This window comes from Lysinibacillus sp. UGB7 (assembly GCF_049058285.1).
Taxonomy (GTDB): Bacteria; Bacillota; Bacilli; order Bacillales_A; family Planococcaceae; genus Lysinibacillus; species Lysinibacillus sphaericus_B.
On record NZ_JBMGUV010000001.1, the window covers coordinates 329,040 to 350,956 of the forward strand.

The 21,917-nt window shown below is 33.3% G+C and carries 27 protein-coding genes; 2 read left to right on the forward strand and 25 right to left on the reverse strand.

What is annotated here, in order from left to right; genetic code table 11:
• From ACOMCU_RS02140 to ACOMCU_RS02155, 4 genes are all read right to left on the reverse strand, one after another.
• Positions 1-1,212 (reverse strand): AAA family ATPase, encoded by a 1,212-nt coding sequence (locus tag ACOMCU_RS02140; RefSeq protein WP_421049326.1) that lies wholly within the window; start codon positions 1,210-1,212, stop codon positions 1-3.
• Positions 1,213-1,258: 46 nt separating this feature from the next.
• A complete protein-coding gene (locus tag ACOMCU_RS02145) occupies positions 1,259-1,966 on the reverse strand; it encodes a sigma-70 family RNA polymerase sigma factor (RefSeq protein ID WP_421049327.1) in 708 nt (235 codons plus the stop codon).
• A 248-nt stretch (positions 1,967-2,214) separates the two neighbouring features.
• Positions 2,215-2,988 (reverse strand): sigma-70 family RNA polymerase sigma factor, encoded by a 774-nt coding sequence (locus tag ACOMCU_RS02150; RefSeq protein ID WP_421049328.1) that lies wholly within the window; start codon positions 2,986-2,988, stop codon positions 2,215-2,217.
• Positions 2,989-3,184: 196 nt separating this feature from the next.
• A complete protein-coding gene (locus ACOMCU_RS02155) occupies positions 3,185-3,649 on the reverse strand; it encodes a hypothetical protein (RefSeq protein ID WP_421049329.1) in 465 nt (154 codons plus the stop codon).
• Positions 3,650-3,830: 181 nt separating this feature from the next.
• Here ACOMCU_RS02155 and ACOMCU_RS02160 point away from each other — a divergent pair, with 181 nt between their 5' ends.
• On the forward strand, positions 3,831-4,505 hold the full coding sequence (locus ACOMCU_RS02160) for a TlpA family protein disulfide reductase (protein WP_421049330.1): 675 nt from the start codon (positions 3,831-3,833) through the stop codon (positions 4,503-4,505).
• 45 nt (positions 4,506-4,550) lie between these two features.
• Here ACOMCU_RS02160 and ACOMCU_RS02165 read toward each other — a convergent pair whose 3' ends face one another.
• From ACOMCU_RS02165 to ACOMCU_RS02255, 19 genes are all read right to left on the reverse strand, one after another.
• The gene (locus ACOMCU_RS02165) at positions 4,551-5,039 is read right to left on the reverse strand and encodes a prepilin peptidase (RefSeq protein WP_421049331.1); all 489 of its coding nucleotides are present in this window, start codon (positions 5,037-5,039) and stop codon (positions 4,551-4,553) included.
• Positions 5,026-5,598, reverse strand: a complete 573-nt coding sequence (locus ACOMCU_RS02170) for a hypothetical protein (protein WP_421049332.1) — start codon at positions 5,596-5,598, stop codon at positions 5,026-5,028. Before ACOMCU_RS02170 ends, ACOMCU_RS02165 begins: the two co-directional genes overlap by 14 nt.
• 1 nt (position 5,599) lies before the next feature.
• Positions 5,600-6,133: a hypothetical protein gene (locus ACOMCU_RS02175; RefSeq protein WP_421049333.1), complete on the reverse strand. Its 534-nt coding sequence runs from the start codon at positions 6,131-6,133 to the stop codon at positions 5,600-5,602.
• Positions 6,134-6,265: 132 nt separating this feature from the next.
• Positions 6,266-6,484: a hypothetical protein gene (locus ACOMCU_RS02180; protein ID WP_421049334.1), complete on the reverse strand. Its 219-nt coding sequence runs from the start codon at positions 6,482-6,484 to the stop codon at positions 6,266-6,268.
• A gap of 108 nt (positions 6,485-6,592) precedes the next feature.
• Positions 6,593-7,492: a type II secretion system F family protein gene (locus ACOMCU_RS02185; RefSeq protein ID WP_421049335.1), complete on the reverse strand. Its 900-nt coding sequence runs from the start codon at positions 7,490-7,492 to the stop codon at positions 6,593-6,595.
• Between the two features lie 55 nt (positions 7,493-7,547).
• Positions 7,548-8,507, reverse strand: coding sequence for a type II secretion system F family protein (locus ACOMCU_RS02190; RefSeq protein WP_421049336.1), 960 nt, complete (start codon positions 8,505-8,507; stop codon positions 7,548-7,550).
• Between the two features lie 349 nt (positions 8,508-8,856).
• Positions 8,857-9,477: a YfbR-like 5'-deoxynucleotidase gene (locus tag ACOMCU_RS02195; RefSeq protein ID WP_421049337.1), complete on the reverse strand. Its 621-nt coding sequence runs from the start codon at positions 9,475-9,477 to the stop codon at positions 8,857-8,859.
• Between the two features lie 162 nt (positions 9,478-9,639).
• Positions 9,640-10,572 carry a hypothetical protein gene (locus tag ACOMCU_RS02200; protein WP_421049338.1) on the reverse strand — a complete coding sequence of 311 codons (933 nt, stop codon included), beginning with the start codon at positions 10,570-10,572 and terminating at the stop codon, positions 9,640-9,642.
• Positions 10,573-10,587: 15 nt separating this feature from the next.
• Entirely contained in the window at positions 10,588-11,547 is a 960-nt protein-coding gene (locus tag ACOMCU_RS02205; protein WP_421049339.1) for a type II secretion system F family protein, read from the reverse strand.
• Between the two features lie 121 nt (positions 11,548-11,668).
• Entirely contained in the window at positions 11,669-13,288 is a 1,620-nt protein-coding gene (locus ACOMCU_RS02210; RefSeq protein ID WP_421049340.1) for an ATPase, T2SS/T4P/T4SS family, read from the reverse strand.
• On the reverse strand, positions 13,288-14,061 hold the full coding sequence (locus ACOMCU_RS02215; RefSeq protein ID WP_421049341.1) for a hypothetical protein: 774 nt from the start codon (positions 14,059-14,061) through the stop codon (positions 13,288-13,290). The genes ACOMCU_RS02210 and ACOMCU_RS02215 overlap by 1 nt, the downstream gene beginning before the upstream one ends.
• A 150-nt stretch (positions 14,062-14,211) precedes the next feature.
• The gene (locus ACOMCU_RS02220; RefSeq protein ID WP_421049342.1) at positions 14,212-15,048 is read right to left on the reverse strand and encodes a hypothetical protein; all 837 of its coding nucleotides are present in this window, start codon (positions 15,046-15,048) and stop codon (positions 14,212-14,214) included.
• A gap of 36 nt (positions 15,049-15,084) precedes the next feature.
• Complete coding sequence (locus ACOMCU_RS02225; protein ID WP_421049343.1) at positions 15,085-15,576, reverse strand: hypothetical protein; 492 nt, start codon at positions 15,574-15,576, stop codon at positions 15,085-15,087.
• A gap of 200 nt (positions 15,577-15,776) precedes the next feature.
• On the reverse strand, positions 15,777-15,989 hold the full coding sequence (locus tag ACOMCU_RS02230; RefSeq protein WP_421049344.1) for a hypothetical protein: 213 nt from the start codon (positions 15,987-15,989) through the stop codon (positions 15,777-15,779).
• Positions 15,990-16,075: 86 nt separating this feature from the next.
• Complete coding sequence (locus tag ACOMCU_RS02235; protein WP_421049345.1) at positions 16,076-16,288, reverse strand: hypothetical protein; 213 nt, start codon at positions 16,286-16,288, stop codon at positions 16,076-16,078.
• A gap of 86 nt (positions 16,289-16,374) precedes the next feature.
• Positions 16,375-16,587 (reverse strand): hypothetical protein, encoded by a 213-nt coding sequence (locus tag ACOMCU_RS02240; RefSeq protein WP_421049346.1) that lies wholly within the window; start codon positions 16,585-16,587, stop codon positions 16,375-16,377.
• 83 nt (positions 16,588-16,670) lie between these two features.
• On the reverse strand, positions 16,671-16,874 hold the full coding sequence (locus ACOMCU_RS02245; protein WP_421049347.1) for a hypothetical protein: 204 nt from the start codon (positions 16,872-16,874) through the stop codon (positions 16,671-16,673).
• Positions 16,875-17,154: 280 nt separating this feature from the next.
• A complete protein-coding gene (locus tag ACOMCU_RS02250; RefSeq protein ID WP_421049348.1) occupies positions 17,155-17,736 on the reverse strand; it encodes a prepilin peptidase in 582 nt (193 codons plus the stop codon).
• A gap of 12 nt (positions 17,737-17,748) precedes the next feature.
• Complete coding sequence (locus ACOMCU_RS02255) at positions 17,749-18,684, reverse strand: hypothetical protein (protein ID WP_421049349.1); 936 nt, start codon at positions 18,682-18,684, stop codon at positions 17,749-17,751.
• A gap of 160 nt (positions 18,685-18,844) precedes the next feature.
• Here ACOMCU_RS02255 and ACOMCU_RS02260 point away from each other — a divergent pair, with 160 nt between their 5' ends.
• Positions 18,845-19,309 carry a hypothetical protein gene (locus tag ACOMCU_RS02260; protein WP_421049350.1) on the forward strand — a complete coding sequence of 155 codons (465 nt, stop codon included), beginning with the start codon at positions 18,845-18,847 and terminating at the stop codon, positions 19,307-19,309.
• A 372-nt stretch (positions 19,310-19,681) separates the two neighbouring features.
• Here ACOMCU_RS02260 and ACOMCU_RS02265 read toward each other — a convergent pair whose 3' ends face one another.
• Entirely contained in the window at positions 19,682-20,476 is a 795-nt protein-coding gene (locus ACOMCU_RS02265) for a hypothetical protein (RefSeq protein ID WP_421049351.1), read from the reverse strand.
• Positions 20,477-20,502: 26 nt separating this feature from the next.
• Positions 20,503-21,408, reverse strand: a complete 906-nt coding sequence (locus ACOMCU_RS02270) for a ParA family protein (RefSeq protein WP_421049352.1) — start codon at positions 21,406-21,408, stop codon at positions 20,503-20,505.
• Positions 21,409-21,917 lie beyond the last annotated feature (509 nt).

The window sequence follows — 21,917 nt, forward strand, 5'->3', positions numbered from 1 at the left end:
TTAAGCTACTTTAACAGCAAGTATATCTCTCGTTACAACAATTGTTTCAATCGTTGATCCAATTCGATTTGGCACTTCAAACATTAATGGCAACAATCCTTTTTCAATAACTGCCTTCAAGCCACGAACGCCAATCTTATCATCTTCCGCTTGATCAATAATATAATCAACTGCATCTTCATCAAATTCTAATGAAACGCCCTCTTCTAAGAACCATTTTTTATAATGAGATACAGGAGAACCTTCTATATCCAGCAATACCGTTCTCATTTGTTCTTTAGATAACTTTTTAAGCTCTGCAATCAAAGAGATTCGACCAACCAACTCAGGAATAAATCCGTACTCAATTAAATCTGAATGCGTAATCGGTCCTTTAGGCTCGACTTCATTCTGAACAGCATTGAATCCAACCACCTTATCTTGCTTATTCACTGTCATTGTACTTTTTTCTAGCCCAACAAACGATCCACCGAAAATAAATAAAATATTTTTAGTAGAAATCCGTACAGATGAATCTCCAGCAAAACTACCAATAGCTGCAAAACCACCACCCGAAGGAATTGTCACTTCGGTATCTTCAATCATCTTTAAAAGCCCTTCTTGTACAGGTTTATGAGTAACATCTTTACGACCTATGCCATTATTGCTTGTACTTAATTTATCAAATTCATCAACAAATATAATACCTTGTTCTGTTCGCTCCTTATCTTTACCTGAAGCATAATATAAGTTATGAACTAATGAATGTATATCATCACCAATGTAACCTGTTTCCGTCAATCGTGTAGCGTCACCAATATATAAAGGAACGTCCAAACATTCTGCAAGCTTTTGCAGCATGTATGTCTTACCTGAACCTGATGGACCGACAAATAATAAATTTGATTTTTTAACACTTTCCTGTTCAATATTATTAATTCGTTTTAAATGACTATATGCTGCAACGGATAATGCTCGTTTAGCATCATCCTGCCCTACAACAAAACGATCCAATTCACGTTTGATTTCTGAAGGTTTTAGTATCTTCGACTTATTCGAAACAGCACATTTACCATTCTCTTTTTCACTGTCGGCTAAACGCTTATCTTCAATAACGCCAGTTTTTATTTCTGCACAATCATTACACATCCAAACATCTTCAATCCCTTTTGCCACATCTTCTTTAGGCATACCACAAAATGAACATTTACATAAGTTTTCAACATTTACCATCGTTATCACTCCTGCCATAATCTTTTGGATTTAATAGTTAATCCTCCTATTTATACGATTCGCCTGTCATCCCGAATCTACGAATTAACTCTTTTTCAACCTTACCCAATACATTTTTTTCGATCTTAGAAACATTTGCTTGCGACATACCAATTTCTTCAGCAATTTCACGCTGCGTTTTAACCGATTGACCACCTAAACCAAATCGATTTTCAACAATAAAACGCTCATTTTCATTTAGATCCTGTAATACAAGTGCCAACTTTTCAATGTCTAAACCTAATTCAATTTTGCTATCCACTTTATCGCTCTCATTATCTTCAAGACATAAAAGCTCCCCAATATTCAGCTCGTTGCCGTTCTTATCTGTAGACAACACTGTATCCATCGAAAGATTTCTACGCATGATGTTTCGTTCTTTACGCAAGAAGTGTAAAATCTCATTCTTAATACAGCGAATTGCATATGTTGAGAATTTTACTTGCTGGCTTGTATCAAAATTATTTAATGCTTTTGTAAATCCAATTGTACCCACACTCGCTAATTCATCTGGATCAACTTGAGTATTTCGGAATTTATTAACCATGAAATAAATTAAGGACATATTTTCGCTTGCATAGACTTCCTTTTCCTCTTCAGTTAAAAAAACTTTCCCGTCTGCTAACTCTTCGTCCTCAGCTGTTGCTAAAACAACCATAGACATATCTTCACCTTCGATAATTTCCTCTGAATTTAATAATGTATTTGATGACATAATAACTCGCCTCCAATAATTTAGATGTATTTTTATTTTTAACTATATGAATGTTGTTTAATGAAATTAACTATATGAAACTATTCTGTTATACCTACTATACAATAAGTGAAATATTTTTACTTCAAAAAATTCATATTTTTATGTAAAAAAGTGTTCTATGCACTATATATAGTTCAAAAAAAAAGACGGTGTCTTATAAACACCGTCACGTAAGGTATTTAGCCGCTTTTCACGACTATAAAATTTTATTTATTACTAATGCGACCATTTATATACCTCCATCTTCTACCGACAAAATGACTCTTCTCCAATAATATAGATGTATTTTCTATTTTCGATTTATATACTCCTTCTGTCATCCCGAATTCACGAATCAACTCTCTTTTCAGCTTAACCAATGCTCTTCTTTCAATCTTAGAAACATTCGATTGTGACACACCTATTTCGTCAGCAATTTCATATTGCGTATGAACAGATTGACCACCTAAACCAAATCGATTTTCAATAATAAATCGCTCAACTTTATTTAGATCCTGCATTACAGATGATAACTTTTCAATATCTAAAGCTAATTCCATTTTGCTATCCATCTTATCTCTTCCACTCTCTTCGACACATAAAAGCTTCCCGATAGTCACTACGTCTCCATATTTATCCTTAGACAATACCGTTTCCATTGAAATATCTCTACTTATAGTATTTCGTTCTTTACGTAATAAATGTAAAATCTCATTTCGGATACAATTAACTGCATATGTTGAGAATTTTACTTGCTGGCTTGTATCAAACTTATTTAAAGCATTTGCAAACCCAATTGCCCCTGCACTCGCCAATTCATCAGGATCAACTTTAGTGTTTCGGAATTTATTAACCATGTAATGAATTAGGGATATATTTTTCATCGTATAGACTTCTTTTTCTTCTTTTGTTAAATAAACCTTATTATCTAACAACTCTTCATCCTCAGCTGCTACCATCGACTTATCTCTATCAAATGTATCTACTGTATTTACTAACACAATAATTCGCCTCCCATAACCTAGATGCATCCTCTATATTAACTATATGAATATTTTTTATAAAATTAACTATATGAAACTATCTGTGTATCTACTATACAATAAGTAATATATTTTCGCTTCAATAAATTCATTTTTTATATAGCAAAAAAGTGTTCTACACCACATATTTAATAAAAATAAAAAAAACGGTGTTCTATAAACACCGTCCAGCAAGGTATTCAGCCGCTTTTTCACGACTATCAAATTCCACTTGTAATCTTTCCAAAGCTTGCTCAAAAGTAAAAACTTTCAATCTGTATAATTCCCTAATCCTCTCTGCTCGCTCATTCTCGTTCTTTTTTTCAGGCACTACCTTTTTTAATACTGGAGCAAATGAATCCGCTACACCGTAAAGGCATCCGTTTTCTAAAACCAATACACCTTCTGACATCAGATATTTAGCTCGCTCAATTACATCCCAATATTTGAATCGACCATTTCCCATCGATACTGCGATTTGACCACTTCTTCCGTCCAACTCAAAAATATCAATACCACTCAGGTTGATAGATGGCACATCCATTTTGCTACACATCAACCCATTCCAACTAATAGTAGTAAGATACTGCTTCTCCAACATCAATAACTCTTCGTTAAATGTAAATAATGAATGTTTCACCTTAATTCAACCTCCATATTGCAACGATGTGCATCCTCTTTTATCAATTTGATGCTAAACAATATGTAGGAAATAAAATTTTATTCACCTTTCCTTTTATAACATCGAACGTTTTTTTCGTAATAATCTATCACTCAGGTTCATAGCATGGGACATAACATATTTAAAGGAGGCTTTCATAATGAAAGTTACAAAATCAAAACGAATTTTAGGAGCATTATTGTTCAGCTCACTATTCCTAGCAGCTTGCTCAGCTGATGAAGGGGATACGAAAGAACAAGCAGCCATTGAGGTCGCTGTAGAATCGGACCAACTTGAACAATATTTTACTGATCCAACTGTTCTCGAATTCACAAAATCAGTCATCAACACTGAATTTAAAGATTTTAAATTGCCAGCGGTATATGGCGGAGAAACAATCGATACTTCTAAATTTGAAGGAAAACCATTTATCGTAAAATACGCATACTCAGGATGCTCCGCTTGCCAGCAAACACAACCACATGTTCAAAAATTTATGGAAGAAAATCCTGATGTACCAATCATTCAAGTATTCAACGAAACTGACACAAAGGAATCTATTGATAATTTCTTAACAACTACAGGTACATTCGAACACGACTTAATGGTTATTGATAATCAAGATGTGAAGTTTGCTGAAACGCACAAAGCCAAATATACACCATCTCTTTACTTCATTGATCACAATGGAAATATTAGCTTTGCAACAATTGGCAGCGTTGACGAATCACGATTAGATGCTTACATGGATCTTGCATTTAATCACGTTCCTGAAGAACTATACACACCACGAAATAAATCAAATATAATTGCTGAAGTAGAAAATAAGAAATAAAAAGAAAGCAACCGCTCATTAAATATGAAAGGTTGCTTTCTTCTATTATATAAAATTAATTAAAGCCATTATTGAATAAGAAGCTAAAAGGATTGGAGCAAAGGGTATTTCTTTCTTCCTATCTTTTGTAGCGAAATACACAACAATCCCTACTAACAATAAAATACAAATACTACCTGCTATAAAAACAACCGAATTTGAGAAACCTAAAAATAAGCCGATTGGCAACATAGCTTTAATATCTCCCCCCATATTTGTATAAGTAATAAAAGCGATTATAAAGACAAACGCTATTAAAAATGCAGCTCCGCCTACATTGGACCAAGAAATCGGATACCAAATTGCTAAAAATAATCGTATCACAACAAATGCCATACTTACTTCAGTATAAATCATCATACTTTTAATATCTGTTATAGAACTGATAATTAAATACAATAGAAGCAATCCTACTAAAATCAATTGTTCAGAAAAGAACATTTTAGAGCTTTCAATATACGCTTCTTGAAATCCTATAATCTTATCTATAAACAAGTCGTGTCACACTCCTGATAGTTATTTCTACTTGCCCATCTTCATTTATACCAACATAATTGACCTGAAAATCCTCATTTTCATATGCATCAAAATATTTCTTTGAAATGATAGGAGAAGTGTCTAATGCTCCATAGCTATCTACAACTAACATAATGGTTGCATCCAACATTGCCTGTTCACGCTCTTTTTTAGATAAACCCAATCCAAAGGTTTCTTTAAATGTCCTAGTTTCAACACGAATAAAACGATGATCGATAACTGCCTCATACTCACCTAAAGCCTTTGAAACAAGATCTTTAAATTGCGTTTCAACAACGCTTTCATCTACTACAAAATTTTCAACACGCAATTCTTCATCATCTAATCCTTGACGCAATGCCGCTAATCCCGAAGTATCCATAATTGACTGTGTTTCATTAATCAGATACGTTCTGCTCACAATCTCTGAGAACCACATAATTAGCAATATCCCAATCAAGAATATAAAAGGATATACAATAGAAGGTAATCCAGCATAGCCATCCTTCCGTTTGAAAAATTTAATGATCTTATTCATATCACTCACCTACCCACTGATCATAGTGATATTTGTATTCTGAAATCGTTGCTCGATTTGAATGTACAGCATGTTCAATATTGCCTGGAATAAAGTTGGACATAAATTCCCATTTATAATCCACTTCCATCTCTACGACAATATCTTCTCGATAATCAACGTGTACATTACTTCCGAAAGGTTTTCCGTTAATCGTTATGCGATACTCGCCTTCATCAATATCTCCACTGCGAAGCATAGTAACGATGTCCTCACGCATTTCTGCAATTGTTAAATATTGCTCACTGCCACCAGGATAACCTTCAGGCGTTGCTTGCTTCACACCACCCTGCAATGATATAACCCTTGTCATGTAGTTCGTTGTTTGTGAAATTGTAGTAAACTTCCACATCAGAATGAATAAGTCTAGCAGCATACAAATCAATGCCAATGTTATAAACACAACAAAGACGAATTCAATCGACCACACACCACCCTTTTCCTTCATTTTCTTCCGCAAGTTTTTAATAATTTGCGGAATCGAATAACCTTGCATGGCATTCCCTCCTTCACTTTTTATATTTTTATATCCTACGTATATAGGTACTCCAATTATTCGCAAAAACCAGTATTAAACAAAAAAAGCATGTAGCCTTTGAAGCTACAAGCTTTTAATTAAATTTCACTATTATTCGAAGCCGCCAACTGAATTACCTTTATTGTCACCACCAAAGCCATCAACACGCTTCTCTGCACCGCCTAACCAATCGATAATTGCGTCACCTAATAAGAATAAAGCTCCTAAGATTACTAGCGTTAATACCGCAAAACCTAAGAATTCTAAGTTGGATGCACCTTTATTACCTGACATTACAAAACTTGCTCGATTTTTAATTGCTTGTAACATTCATATCCCCTCCTTTTTTTGTAATTTTTATATTATAGGAGAAGAGCAGCTGTCATATTCCACCCTCTTTCGCCAAAAACTTCATTTTGGCAACAAAATTTGCTTATTCTACATCTTACCGCTCGTAAGCCCAATAATATTTGTAAATGTTGGTAAACCGAAGATAACGAAGTCTGTTAGCATTAAAGGCATTTGAATAAATACCCCCATTGCTTGACGACCTGCAATCTTTCTCATTAAGATTACTCGTTTTACCTCACGCATACGCTCCGCTTGTGCTCGGAACGATTCTGCCATTTCTCCACCTTGATCCAATGTTAAGCGAACTAATGCAGCAAACTCTCGAACTTCAAAAATATCAACTGTATTTTTTAAATTATCAAGTGCCACTTTAGCCCCATGAATTTCTGAATCAATAGAGAATTGTTTTAAAATAGGCTGCCATTCTTTACCAACATAAGGCATTGCTCGTAGAACCGCCTCACTGAATGTCATACCTGAACTTAAATAACCTTCTGTAATACTGATAAAATCAGGAAAGTCATTTAATAATAATTTTTTACGCTCTGAATAACCGTTGTGTAAACCTACTGGCAACAAGAAGAAAAACACTAAGAATACGATGATTCCTAAAATAACTCCTTTTGTCGCAAATATTAACCCGACAATTACACCGAAAAATTTTAATACCAAATCAAGTGCTCGGTATTGAATAGGAGTCATCATTTTATCCCACTTGGCAAGCTTCAACTGCTGCTCAATAATTTCTAACTTTTTAGGCTTTAATCGTGAAAAGACTAAATCTATAACAGGCTTTGTGATTTGATCAATTAACCCTGTTAGTTCCACATCATCTTTTTTCGGCTGTTTCGTTTTTTGTAACTGATTCAAACGTTTTTTATGAATGTTGTAATTTTCTAAACTAAATATAAGCATTGCAACGTTTCGAATAAACAGCACTAAAAAAATGATGGAAATGATTGCAAATGCATACTTCATAATAATCATAAGCGTGTACTAATCAAAAAAAGACTAGCACTTGTCACCCCCTTCTATGTTCTTATTAAATTCGTTCATCTTTAACCTCTTCTAACGGTGCTGATATTTTCTTTGTAATTACCCATAAACAAAATAAGAACACAATGGTCACACACACCGTAGCAATTTGACCTAAGAATGTTTCAGTCATAAATTGAATGTAATTATCATGTACTGAAATAGAAAATAGAATGAACACTGGAACCATTCCTAACATTAAATATGAATCACGCTTAACCGTTGACAACTCTTTCTTCATATCTCGCTTAATTTGTTGATGATCTTCATATTGAATATATGCTTGAGGCAATAAGTTGCGTTGCATATCTTCCGTTCCAATCTCTGATGCAATTGCATAATAATCAGCTAAACGCTGCATATACACATTACCGCATCTGCGTGCCAAATCATTCATGGCTTCAGAAACATTAATACCTAAATTAATATCTCGAATTGTTTTTTGTAACTCTGAATAAATTGGCTCTTCACCTACGAACTCTTCTGCTGACATTTGAATAGCTCGACCAAAATCGCCTGTGCTATCATATCGCTTTAAGACCATATGCATAAACGGACCAACTTGAGCCTCCATCTTATCCACTCGTCTATTTCGTAAAAACTCCAATACTTGTTTAGGGAATAAAAACCCTAATACTAAAAAGATCAAGAAGATACCGAAGTTATTCATTAAAAAACCAAAAATCGTTGCAAACGCAAAACCTGTCACAACTGAAACAATCATGATTTCTGAATATTTCAGTGAAATACCAGCTTGCAATGCTGCCGATTCCAATTTGTAACGCTTTGAAAACTTAGTACGTTTCTCAACAACTTGATTGATTTGCTTCATCAAGACGTTTTCTCGGAAATGATTTTTCGACTGATCTTTTCGAAACCCTACTTGATCTTTCCTTGGAATCATTAAGAACATTGTTATGATCGTAAACAATGCCGCAACCCCTAAGAGCAACCAATGTAAATACATAAATGCCACTTCCCTTCTATTTATTTTTTTACACTTTATGCATTGGCATCCCTTTTCAATCGCCTGTTTTATACAATAACTGCGAAATATTAAACTTTATTTGATAGAATGCCTTATATTTTAAAACTTTTAGGAGTAGCATATATAGAGCTCAAAGGACGAAAGTGATAAGTAAAGGGACGATATAAGACTACTTATCACTTTTTTAAACTTAAAAAAATTGTTTTTTTATACATAACTATGTTAAATATAAGTTGCATAACAATTGTATAAATGTTCTTTTTAAAACAATTAAATTTGCATAAAAAAAGAGATTTGTTAGATATAAAAATAACAAATCCCTTTTTTATTATGCAGTTGTAGAGCCTTTTAAATGCTTTGGATGAACTAAATCTGTTCCAATAATTAGCTTCGGCACTTCTTGTTCTATGAAATCTTGTACAGATTTTAATGGAGATTTATATAACTCTTGTACAGAAGTTGTATAAACACTAACCATATATTCTTTATTTCCCAATTTCACTTCATCTAATGCTTCAAAGATTGTATCGATTAAATCAGCAGCAGCTAAAATTTTACCTTCCACACTACCATCTTTTGCATCCAACACATAGCCCTCAAATTTTTCGACAAGCTTATCATCAATCATTGGTAAGTAATCCTCAAGATAAACAATTGATTCTAGCTCGTTTACTGCATGTGTCATACTTTCAGTTCTTCGCTTCGTATGACTAGGGAAATCCCCTGTAAACATTTCTAATTCATCATGACACAATGCCTTTTGAAGAAGAACTCCCATATCTAACTTTGTACCATTTTCGTGAATTTCACGTAAAGCAATCATTTGACTGATCTTAGCTACTGACCATGAGTGCTCCGCCACGCTTCTACGCTTATGAAGAAATACATTTTGATAACGTCTTAACTCCATTAATGAGCGAATTTTTAATAAATATTGACCTATTTTCATACTCACACTTCCTTTCCATAACCTTTTTTAAAATTATTTATATACTTATTTATAAGATAAATATTACTACTACCTTTATGTATAGTCAACTATTTTTGACAAAACAAAAAATCCTTGTATCTTACGCTCTGTAAAATACAAAGATTTTTTTATTAACAAAATCTATACTAAGCTCGTAAATGAAGCAAACGCCATTCCCAATAAAGGTAAGACACCTAGTAGAATTACTGCCGAAAACGGTACAGCCATCGTTGCTTGAGAATACACCTGGCTCGTTAAATCTTTACGTCTTGTTTGCTCTTCTTTAGAACCTACATAAGATTTCATATTCGATTCAATAATCGAAATTACTTCATTTCGAGAATAATTCGTTACATCACTTACCAATTCAAACATGTCTGCTATTGCTGAATTTCCAAAATACCCTTTTAAATATTCAATCGCTGATTCAGGACTTCGTGCATAAATTAATGCCGCCTTCTCAAATTCTTGCTGGTGCATCGATTTAACTTTCGCTAAATCATTCATGATTTGCCCTGTGCTTTTACCTGAACGCAACATCAGAATTACAAACATCATAATCATAGGCACTTCTCGCTCTTTTGCCAACATAATCTTTTTAGCTCGACTTTTCAGCATATAGCCTGGTACTAATCCCAATAACACAACAATCATAATAATCATTAAGAATCTCTGAAGATCAATTGGCACTACCGCTACATCTACATTTAGCAATAATTTATAAATAAGATCTAAACGAACAGATGCCACGCATACTATAAGACCAACCAATATTAACCCTGTAAACACTACTATTTGAAAAGCCATATAAGAACGAACAACAAACTTCACATTATAATGACCTATTTCTACAAGCTGCTTTTTAATCTTTTCGCCTTTTGTAGTCAGTTCATTATCGTCATCTACAAACCACGAAAGAGGCTTCACATGAGCATAAGTATATAACCAATTGTAAAATGGTTTTCCAAATCGGTTACGATCAACCCCCATTTTATCCAACTTTTTTTGCACAATGATATAATAAACAACAAATAGCCATGCTGATAAAAAAACCACCAATGCAGCAATTAACATCTAAATTCCCCCTTTCTAATATGTTTTCTTCCCAACAACGAAATTAACCATCAATGTTGCACCAATCAATGCAACCCCTCCAACCATCGATAGTACGCCAGTTGGTGTTTGAAAGAAATACGTATAAGCATAATCATTCTTCCATAAATTAGCGAAGAATGAGAGAGCCGCTAATGCCGCCAATACATTGTTTAATACAACAATTGGCTTTCTTTCTGTCACACGCTTTTCAGCATTTCGATTTTCTTCATCCATCATTTCGCATAAAAGATTCAAGTTTCGTAGAATTTCTACTTTTCCAGTAGCCCCTCTATAACTCTTCATAATGAATGCAAAAGTATAAGCCCAAATACTCTCACTATCTTTTGCAAATTTCATTAACGACTCATCTAATGCCACATCCCCCGAACGAGTTACCATAATACGAGAAATTTCTACAAATTTTGAACGCATTGGCTCTTTCATACCCTTGGAAGCCTCCAAAAACACTTGACCTAAATCATCCGTTTTTGTCAAAACTTTAATTACATGACGAATCGCTGATGGCAATTCTTCTTGTACATGATCCTTAATTGTCATCGTTTTAATCTTAATTAGCTTAATTGCCATAAAATGAACAATCACTAGTAATACTAATGCCATAAAGAATTTTCCCATAATAACCATGCCGATAAATAAAATCACTTCAAGAAAAACTATTCCTGAAAAAATTAAATTTTTCTTTTGAGGATTTGGGAAGAACTTATACATATCTGATATAACATTTTTTAAATGACGAATTGGATTATAAAAAACAAACTTATTCTTGTTTGAATTACCATCTTCCTGATCATTTAAAAATGCTTCAAAATCTTCCCCATCAAAACTCATTGACACTAAAGACCGTTTTCGACTATTCTCCTTGAACATTTTTGACAAAACGTATCCTGTTATCATCAAAAACATTACAGTTAAGATTGGAAATAAATATCCCACCTTTGATCACTCCTTTGCTGTTTTTCTTGAATAACTCTATACTTTATGTTTTAAGGAACTATTTAACTACTTAAAAACTGTTTGAGCTTTAAAATAATGCCCAAACAGTTTTTTTCTAACATTAGGCTGCTTCAATTTCATCCATTGGTACAAAATCATTCAAACGTTTTTTCAAACGCTTACTCATTTTATTACCTGTTGCACGATAATAACCTGTTGTAATATCGTTAGAATCTTGAATAAACTCATATAAATCATTTATTGATTCATATTGACCGTTTTCCCCAATAACTACTTCACTCAACGACTTTACTCGAATCGAGTTGCCAACAACTTTCATAATCAACACAACATCAATCGATTTTGCCAATTTACTTTTAACATATTCATACTGACCAACCGAACCATCTAAATACATATCGGTCATCATGTTCAACGCTTCGTTTGCATCTAAAGCATGTCCTGAAAAGATATTTCCTCGCGTTTTTAAATTGGCTTCATACACTTGTCTTATTTCAGAACCACGTACTTCAGGAATTACAATTCGAGAAGCTGTCGTTCGTAAAGCTGTTTTCATCTGCTTCTCAAACGTATAGCCTAAATCTTCGTTTACGTTTAAAACAACTAATCGATGTCCTTTTAAAACACGCTCTACATCTGTTTCAGCAACCGCTGCAATTATTGTTTTCAATTCCATCTTTTCTGTCAAAGTAAGCAAGAAGTTTATAAACGATGTTTTCCCTGTATCCATCTCTCCAAATACTGCGATATTAGCCTTTCCCTTAACCAACACCTTTAATATTTGTTCAAGCTCTAGGTCAACTGTCCCTGATTTACGCATATTTTCTAAATCGGGAATGAAGTTGCTAAATTTTCGGATGTTTAGAACATAATTTTCAGATGCATAAGGAATAGAAATTGTTACTCGATCACGATTTGCACGAATCGCTTCGACTTGTGAATTATCAACCTTATTTAGCTCTTTATCTTCAAAAGCTATAGAACGCTCAAACACTGCATACATTTCATCATATGATGCAAAGTTTAAATGATATTCGTATTTAACATGATTTTTAATATAATCAATTGTTGAACTAAACTCAGGATAAACTACAGCATTCACTATGATTTCCCCCACTTCAGGATCATCATCTAGTTCTTGCAGAACGCCCATTCCATACATATATGCATATAGTCTTTTAGTGAAGTGTAAAACTTCAGAAGTGTTTAGATAATCCTCTTTTGAAACGATTTCTCGAATTTTTGCCTCTACATATCTACGAGCTTTATCAGATTTTGTTACATTTGCCATCATTTCTGTATGCAGCTCGATTTCTTTAGCCGTACCTTGAGGATTGTCCATACGGTGGCTAACTAGTGCAAAAAGCTTCTTATAAATTTCCTCTTCATCAGCACGCAATTTTAATGCCGAACTCTTCACCTTATCAACACCTGCTAATTGGCACAAATTGAACGTCTCAACATACGTATCCCGACCTGTTTTTAAATCCTCAACTCGAACTTCAACATTTTTTCTCTCCAAATCTATCGAATACATATCAGATGTCGTCACAATTTGATTGATTAAAATTTTACCGCCCTTATTTTTTTTAAAATCAAATTCCCTAACAACTAATCGAGAAAGCCCTTCTATTACTTTTTCTTTTTGTAAAAAATTAATAAATCCTATTGTCTTTAATCCATCCTTAATTGCAATAGGATTTAATGTAATTTCATGCATTATTCATCCTCTCCTTCCAGCAAGCCTTCATAGACTTCATTGAAATTACGTTGATTTACAGATTTCGATTGAAAAAAACCTCTTTTTTGTTCAATCAAATCTTTATTGTCAACAGCGGCTGCATCAAAGCTTAAAGCCCCCACTACTTCAACTGGAACTAAAGAACGTTCAAACACTTCCGAAAAATCAATATCAAGCACTGCTGAATCATAATTATATACAATCTTTACAGATTCGCTTAATGAGCTGTATTGTCGAATGATACGCATAACATCATACATATGCTCTACATTTGAGTGATTTTGACGAGCAACTAACACCATTTGCTCCGCTTTCATTAGCGTATACAATGTACCAACATTACTAGCAGATGCCGATATGACTATGATCACCTTTTCATAAATTTCACTAGCAGCCTCGATTGTCCACTGAATCTGTTCAGGTTGAATGAATTTAGTTAATCCAGCGTACTTTGTACCCTTAATTAAATCAACATTCGAAACATTCGTTTCTACGACTAAATCTTTGAGTATTTGAACATTTTCCTCAAGAACTTCTGTTAGCAACGGAAATAAATCATCCACTGTCCTTTCACTATCATCTCCATCTACAATGCCGCTCGCTAAATAAGGATAATCAAAATCAAAATCTATCAATATGACTTTTTCATCTTCTTCTACGTCCTCAGCGAACAATTTAGCCAAATTGGTTGCTACAAATTTTGCACCATTACCAGGAATTACCGACATTACTGCCAATATTTTTTTTGACATGCATATTCCCCCTTTTATTCGTTAAATTAAATACATCAAGTGCCATGTTAATAACATAGATATAAGCAAATACACTTATTCCAAAAAAAGCGTTTTACGCAATTAAAAAAGACCAGCTACATATGTAGACAAGTCTCTTTTTCACTCAATTTAGTTGATTCGCATTACATCGCCCACTGCAAACTTTTTGCCAGCATTCATTTCTGTAATATGCTTTTCAGACACGTTGTATTTTAAAGCAATTTCATTTAAAGATTCTTCCCCTAATTCATGTAAGACTACAAAATAATAACCCTCTCGATGACCTTCTGCTTTAGCAGAAGTAATAGCATTTTGAATAGCACCAATTGACTTTCCAAAATTAATTACTTTTTCAGCTTCATCAAATCCTGTAATCGAATCATATTTAACAACTAAAACATCACCTACAGATACAGCTTGTTGATAAAGTTCTACATCTGAAGCCGCTACCTTTATAGTTACTGAAGTAGGAATCTTAGTGACTGCCCCATTATTTTGTGTCTTGTAGTTAATCTTTTCAACCTCTTTTAAATCGAAAACACTAAATACTTGTGACATATAGCGTGGCTTAACAAACACTTGAACAAATTCACCTTCTTGAACATTTAATGAGCCGTTGATTTGAATATCAATAAATTGATATTCATTTACACTATCTGCCTTCACCAGCTTTTGAGAATTAATAATCTCACCCTCAAGAATAATGGTATTTGCAATAAGATCCTTTTTAACTTTTTTAAGTGAATTAACATAATCACCTATTAAAGCATCCTTATGAATCTTAATTTCTTTTAAATCAGATTGTTCAATAGCGTCACCAGCCGCAATCGCCTTACTAGCAACAACTACCGTCTGAAATTGCTTACTCTCTTTCGATTCTGAATAAAAAATGTTATAAGAAAACAATCCGACCACAACTACAAACATTAAACATAAAAATGCAATCAAACCTTTACTTGTTCGCATTTTCTTCACCTCCATCTTTTATTTTGTTCACTCACCCTAATATCGCTCAGAATAAATCAGTTTCTCAACCTGATGTGACCCCAAACTATGTCCCGAAGAATTACTAAAGAAACTCATTGCTGTATTAAGCATCTCTAACTTTAGTGGTACTCTAACAACTAATATCATGGCATCTAAATCTTCACGCTTAACATAAAAGCCGTTATCTATTTCAACAGGATCAATATTGTCTGACCTTACACCTGCTTCAGTGATTAAATTAATTTCAACTGATTCCGAATTATCCACAAATCCATACGAAGAAATTCGTGTTGTGAATTCCTGAACATCGTCTTCCGTCAATCCCCCTTGTATCGAGGCTAATTGAGCAATAGAGTTGCTTTCCTGCAAAATAACCACCCTCGGATATATTGCCAAAAATAAGCCTAAAACCGCCATAAAGATAAATAAAAACATAGATACTGAAACAACCGTTTCTATCGCCACATACCCATCTTTATTAGATTTTTTCTTTAATGACACAAGCATCCTTCACCTCCCCTTTCACTTACACATATTGGTAAAAAATATTGACAAACAATATTCCACTATATAAGTTACCGATTTCCATCTCGAATCATTCCAAAAAGATGCAATAAAAATAAAAAAGTAGACAATTTATTTAATTGCCTACTTTTTAACATTAAATATGTATAGTGGCGAGCAGTAAAACTACTCACCTCAGTCTATTAAAGACCTACATTACCTGGAGCTTTTGGAGCACCTAAGTTCGTGATGATTTCAGTTGCTGCATGTAACTGCTCAACAGCTGTATCCATTACGATAGATGCTACAGAAGAAAGCTCTTGTAAGCCGTAAAGACCTAACACGATCATGAATGATGCAACCACAACGGTTTCAATCGACACATAACCTGCTTTTTCTTGTAATTTTTGAATCATTGATATTCACCTCTTTTCAAGTTTGAATTCATAAGGTTTAATGCTTATGTATAGAGGCAAGCAGTGAAACTGCTCACCTCGGTCTATTAAAGACCTACATTACCTGGAGCTTTTGGAGCACCTAAGTTCGTGATGATTTCAGTTGCTGCATGTAACCGCTCAACAGCTGTATCCATTACGATAGATGCTACAGAAGAAAGCTCTTGTAAGCCGTAAAGACCTAACACGATCATGAATGATGCAACCACAACGGTTTCAATCGACACATAACCTGCTTTTTCTTGTAATTTTTGAATCATTGATATTCACCTCTTTTCAAGTTTGAATTCATAAGGTTTAATGCTTATGTATAGAGGCAAGCAGTGAAACTGCTCACCTCGGTCTATTAAAGACCTACATTACCTGGAGCTTTTGGAGCACCTAAGTTCGTGATGATTTCAGTTGCTGCATGTAACTGCTCAACAGCTGTATCCATTACGATTGATGCTACAGAAGAAAGTTCTTGTAAGCCGTAAAGACCTAACACGATCATGAATGATGCAACCACAACGGTTTCAATCGACACATAACCTGCTTTTTCTTGTAATTTGTTTAACAAGGACATCGCCTCCTTTCGAAAATATTCATAAGATTTAATGCTTATGTATGGAGGCAAGCAGCTACGCCACTAACCTCGCCTGACTATTTGATTGCACCAGCTGGAGTACCTAAGTTCGTGATGATTTCAGTTGCTGCGTATAATTGTTCAACAGCCGTATCCATTACGATTGATGCTACAGAAGAAAGCTCTTGTAAGCCGTAAAGACCTAATACGATCATGAATGATGCGACCACAACGGTTTCAATCGACACATAACCTGCTTTTTCTTGTAATTTTTGAATCATTAACACTCACCTCCTTTCTAGTGTTTTTTTACTATTTTGTTTTTCATGTTATATAATATTCAGCTGTCATCCGATATATTCTTTACGCCCTTGACAATTTTTTATTATTGTCAATTTCGTTAAACAGTGTATTAAGAACTGAAATTTTCAATTCATAATTCTTTAAAACTATATTATCCATGCCTTTTATGTTTAACTACTAGCAATATCCGTTTTCTATGACCAATGACTTATTTAGGCAAAAAAAGAGTGTAAGAGGAAAATCCTCCCACACTCACTATTAAATGATAGAAATTATTGTAACTACTACACCTATCGCCAAATAAGGACCGAATGCTATTTTGCTATCCACCGTTTTCTTTTTTGAGATTAACAAAAGCAATGAAAGGAGTAACGCTGCTGCTAGAGTAAAAAATAAAAACTTCATTAAGAGTGCAAACCCTAAAAACACCCCTATCGAAAACGCCATTTTTACATCGCCCATGCCTAAATTACCGACAAATACCGCTACACTGAAAAATACTATGAAGTAAGCCATACCTCCAGCTAATAGTATCCATCCAACTTGATAATTTACGCCAATATACGCTAACCCTAGAATTGCTAAATAGAGATTTAGTCGATCAGGTATAAGTAAATGCTTTAAATCTATAAATGAAATAACTATAAATGCAGGTATAGTCGCCATGAGAATTAGCGAACTCACACTTATATCCATCATAAACACCATAACTCCAACTATCACACCTGTTAAAAGTATGGAAACATACTTTAATCGAATATCGTAATCGTATTTTTTCTTTGTGAAATAATTCATTCCTGCTGCTATAATCATAGCAACTAGCACAATCAACAATTTCATTTCCCCATCCTCCTATTTAATTAAGTGAAGCATATGATGCTCAACTTTAATTTTTTCTTTAATATCCGCCTCTATATACCCAATCGAAAATTCAGGAATATTTATCTCTAAAGCCGCTACATCACTATTTGTTGGAAACTCAGAATTTTCCACAACAACTGTTCCCTTCAATGTAACATTGCCTAATTGTTTTTCAGTAGGGAGCTCTAGGCTGAAATTTGCACCGTTTTCACTTCCATCGCCCATATAAGACAAATCTTGAATCTTTTCTCCATTCACACTTACCTGAAGAATAGCCCCTAATAAATTATTAAAAGTTATTGAAAATTCATTAATTGTACCACCTAACAACTCTACATCTTCACTATGCATTGAAATTGGATAAGAGATGTTTTCATATCCACGATACGGATTAACAATATTTGTCCACATCATTGCAGATTCAGCAGCATTGATAATAGGAGCTTTTTCATTTTTGATAAAACTTACTTGATAAATCTCGTCTACAGACTTCCCGAAGAATTTTTCTCCAATAATACCATCTACACGATATGTCCCTCTTATTCGAACATATGGATTTTCCACGCTTACATTCGATTGATCATTAAGCATAACAGTGTGTGGATTTAATTGATTGGAAACGTTAATTTCAAATTCCTGCTCCTTGAATTTTCCAGCTATATCCGTCAAGTTTGTATCCAGCACTTTAGAACCTATTGCCTTAACTTGATTTTCATCCAATTCTAACTCTCCATATTTGATTAAATCTTCATTTATAGACAATGCTGCAATGTGTCCCGAACGACTAAGAGCATCATCGGTATCTATCTTTACATATTGAAAAGTTGAAATATCAAATATGATAAACAAAAACAATGGCAACAATGCAGATATTAGCAAAACTGTCATGATTGAAACATTTCCATCTCTATTTTTAATCTTTTTCATCTATCACCCTCCTATTTTCGTTTTTTATATATTATTTAAGATAGACCTGAAATATAGATAAAATTCAAAAAAACATGTCTAATACTTTAAATCTCTTAAAGGAATCGGACATGTATGAAATGCATAAAGTATAAAATATTAAATTTAAGGAGGTATTATTGTGAATAAAATGCAATTAGCAATATTAAAGTTTATTAAAAAACAAATGGAGAAGCGAGCAGCTAAACCACATCGAAAACCTAATCAATGTAATGTATGCGAAGAGGTAGCTATTCCTCTCTATCAAATCAGCATTTTAAACATCATTCTATACTTTGTCATTGGGGCAATCGTAATGTTTAGTTGGAATATTTGGTTAGGAATCAGCATTGCCATAGCCAGCTTGATTTTGAATGTGATTTTGGCAAAGCCTCAATGTCCTAAATGTAAAAGTAAAGACATTGAACTTTATCAACAATCTCAACCAAATACGTTTGAACAAAAAATCATGGAAGTCGATCAACAGTTTGAGGTAAAACCTGATCCATCAGAAGAGGCAGAAAAAAGGATTGTTGAAGAAATGGATGAACTTGAAAAAGATGTTGAAAAAATATTACAGGAAAACAAAGATAAACAGGAGGCTTAAAAAGCTTCCTTTTTTTACACCCTAAATATGTCTAAAATGTGACAACTATGTACAACAAATTCCTATATGCGTGCTCATACTCGTTCTTCAGGAAAACACTCCTAGCGTATGGGTAACTCAAGATCCCTCTAAAGCCTTGTTTTATGCATAGCCCCTATTTAAAACCATTTCAATTAAAAGATTTATATTTGATTACCCTCTAATTTATAGGTGTAATTCGAAAGTTGACTTTATGACCATGTGCAAAAAATGCTCTCCACGAATTTGCTGCTGGTGAAAATTAGCTTGCTGCACGTCCATATAAGGTCTTTAATTGAAAAATAAAGTCACTCTCTGCCCCAAATAAATTAGGTTTAGAAAGTGACTTTTAGCTTACTGTTCATTTTGTATTTTTACTAAAGTTTTGTAATTAAGTTCCTCTAATGGTTTTAAAGTTTTAGTGTATTCAGGGTAAAATTGAGCAATCATAAAGCGAATTGCAATGTTAATAAATTCATATTCTACAATCTCACCATTTTGCTTCATATAACTAAGTGTTTCATTAATACCTTTTTCAATTTCGAAGGTTTTCGTCATATGATGTGGGCTTTTACCTTTGACATTGCCTCTTGATTTCATTTTAAATGCTTTTGCTATACCTTCTAATTCTAAATTAATCCGTTCATCAGAAACCTCTGAATCTTGAATTTGAACTGGATTCGTTTGAACTGGATTTGACTGACCGATTTCAGGAACATTTTGAGCGGCAGTCGTACTACCTTTTTCTTGTAGTTTGATTTTATCAAGTTGCTCAAATATTGCAGCACTAAAACGCTTAAAATACTTGCGTTGAGCCGATTGAACAGTTTCGCCATTTGAATAAAACCTAATTATATATGATGCTTGTTCTAACTCTTCTTTTGACACCATTGTTTTAATTATATTCAAAGCTTCTTCTATCCCATAATTAATAGCCGAACGATCAAACATTTTTGCTGATTCAAACTTGTTTTTAGATTTCGATTTCGTTGTAATACCTTGCAATGCTGAAATTAATTCCTCTACTTTCTTAGAATACGGACTAATTTCAGCTTCTAAAATGAACAATTCAGTTTCTTCAGGATCTTTTTTAAAAATTGGTTCGGCAGGCACTGAATTTTTTAAATTTTCAAATTCTAAATCAGACAATATTTTTACACCTCTTTCAATTTTATTTATTTGTTAAATTCGAAGAAATATTTCTTTTTATTTGCTAACGTTTGTTGTCTCATATTTTTATTTTTCACTTTTTCATCAATAGTTAGAGTGGGTTTTTTAGGGAATTTAAACTCCGCTCCGATACGTTTCCCTAAATCTGAAAATACTCTTCTGAACTCTGATAAACTTTCATATTCCTCGAATTCACTCATGCCATCATAGCCTGTATTTAAAATATTTTCGACGATTACCTTATTTTTGATATATCCATTAAGCACTAGATCAGGGTAGTGTTCTATCAGTAAATTCCTATACATTCTGTGATTTTTTTGATTATGACTTACTTTGTTCAACAAAATCCCTGCAATTTCTAAATAAGGATTATATAAGTTTTTTATAACAGGAAGCTTAGATTCGATCATTTTAAACACTTCTCCTGATGTTTTCAAATCTGGATTAGCGATGACTAATATATAATCTGAAGCTACAATAGCAGCTATCTCTAAGTTTTTGAAGTCAGGTGGTGAATCGATAATGATATAATCGTAATCATCTTTTATTTCTTCAAGCATATCTCTTAGATATGTTTGTTTGTCGTCATCACGCTCATCAAACATCGCATTTGTATCTACTACTTGCGAGCTGCCTGGAATAATATCGAAACCTTCTTTAAAAGATAAAATATGATCCGTCAGATCTCCGTCTAAAAACGCATTGTATAGATTTTGTTCTGCAAACGAGTTACTAGCATCTTGCTTCGTATCATCAATATCCATCACATAACTTGTGAAATGTGATTGAGAATCTATATCAATCGCTAAAACCTTATAGCCGCTCATGTGTAGCATTTTCGCCAATGTAGCTGAAATAGTTGTTTTACCAACTCCACCTTTTTGAAGCATTAGTGTGATAACTTTACCCATCTTTTCCCTCTCCCATTCTATTATTTTTAATTATGTTATAAGTATTATAACAGTTCGGTGTTATTTAAAAAACATTTTAAAAAGGATTTTAAAAAGGTTTTGTTTTTATAAAATAAAAAACCTTGTTTAAAACCTTGTTTTTTAAAATTCTAGTTTAATAGAGATATGTTAGGGATACTTAAAAAGGGGTGAAAATATTTTTATACATATTCTGAAATTCTTATGAATACACTGTTAGCAAAGTGAAACGATAAGCTAGTATATGGTTTCACTTTACCAACAACATACCAATTTTTAAATCTGTTATTTACAAGATGTTTATATTTTTAATAATTTTTATATAAAAGTTATATAACTTTTAAGCGTGTTTATATAGAAGTTATGTAACTTTTTATATTTTTTCTTTTCGTTTTTCTACTTGAATCGAGTTTTTTTGATTGATTCTTATTGTTAAACATATAAGTGTTGTGTAGAAGTTATATAACTTTTATATAGCACTTATATGTATG

Excerpts from the sequence above, each read along its gene's own strand:
- ACOMCU_RS02140 (WP_421049326.1), bottom strand. The coding sequence starts at position 1,212 with ATGGTAAATGTTGAAAACTTATGTAAATGTTCATTTTGTGGTATGCCT.
- ACOMCU_RS02145 (WP_421049327.1), bottom strand. The coding sequence starts at position 1,966 with ATGTCATCAAATACATTATTAAATTCAGAGGAAATTATCGAAGGTGAA.
- ACOMCU_RS02160 (WP_421049330.1), top strand. The coding sequence starts at position 3,831 with ATGAAAGTTACAAAATCAAAACGAATTTTAGGAGCATTATTGTTCAGC.
- ACOMCU_RS02170 (WP_421049332.1), bottom strand. The coding sequence starts at position 5,598 with ATGAATAAGATCATTAAATTTTTCAAACGGAAGGATGGCTATGCTGGA.
- ACOMCU_RS02175 (WP_421049333.1), bottom strand. The coding sequence starts at position 6,133 with ATGCAAGGTTATTCGATTCCGCAAATTATTAAAAACTTGCGGAAGAAA.
- ACOMCU_RS02180 (WP_421049334.1), bottom strand. The coding sequence starts at position 6,484 with ATGTTACAAGCAATTAAAAATCGAGCAAGTTTTGTAATGTCAGGTAAT.
- ACOMCU_RS02185 (WP_421049335.1), bottom strand. The coding sequence starts at position 7,492 with ATGATTATTATGAAGTATGCATTTGCAATCATTTCCATCATTTTTTTA.
- ACOMCU_RS02190 (WP_421049336.1), bottom strand. The coding sequence starts at position 8,507 with ATGTATTTACATTGGTTGCTCTTAGGGGTTGCGGCATTGTTTACGATC.
- ACOMCU_RS02195 (WP_421049337.1), bottom strand. The coding sequence starts at position 9,477 with ATGAAAATAGGTCAATATTTATTAAAAATTCGCTCATTAATGGAGTTA.
- ACOMCU_RS02200 (WP_421049338.1), bottom strand. The coding sequence starts at position 10,572 with ATGTTAATTGCTGCATTGGTGGTTTTTTTATCAGCATGGCTATTTGTT.
- ACOMCU_RS02210 (WP_421049340.1), bottom strand. The coding sequence starts at position 13,288 with ATGCATGAAATTACATTAAATCCTATTGCAATTAAGGATGGATTAAAG.
- ACOMCU_RS02215 (WP_421049341.1), bottom strand. The coding sequence starts at position 14,061 with ATGTCAAAAAAAATATTGGCAGTAATGTCGGTAATTCCTGGTAATGGT.
- ACOMCU_RS02220 (WP_421049342.1), bottom strand. The coding sequence starts at position 15,048 with ATGCGAACAAGTAAAGGTTTGATTGCATTTTTATGTTTAATGTTTGTA.
- ACOMCU_RS02225 (WP_421049343.1), bottom strand. The coding sequence starts at position 15,576 with ATGCTTGTGTCATTAAAGAAAAAATCTAATAAAGATGGGTATGTGGCG.
- ACOMCU_RS02230 (WP_421049344.1), bottom strand. The coding sequence starts at position 15,989 with ATGATTCAAAAATTACAAGAAAAAGCAGGTTATGTGTCGATTGAAACC.
- ACOMCU_RS02235 (WP_421049345.1), bottom strand. The coding sequence starts at position 16,288 with ATGATTCAAAAATTACAAGAAAAAGCAGGTTATGTGTCGATTGAAACC.
- ACOMCU_RS02245 (WP_421049347.1), bottom strand. The coding sequence starts at position 16,874 with ATGATTCAAAAATTACAAGAAAAAGCAGGTTATGTGTCGATTGAAACC.
- ACOMCU_RS02250 (WP_421049348.1), bottom strand. The coding sequence starts at position 17,736 with ATGAAATTGTTGATTGTGCTAGTTGCTATGATTATAGCAGCAGGAATG.
- ACOMCU_RS02255 (WP_421049349.1), bottom strand. The coding sequence starts at position 18,684 with ATGAAAAAGATTAAAAATAGAGATGGAAATGTTTCAATCATGACAGTT.
- ACOMCU_RS02270 (WP_421049352.1), bottom strand. The coding sequence starts at position 21,408 with ATGGGTAAAGTTATCACACTAATGCTTCAAAAAGGTGGAGTTGGTAAA.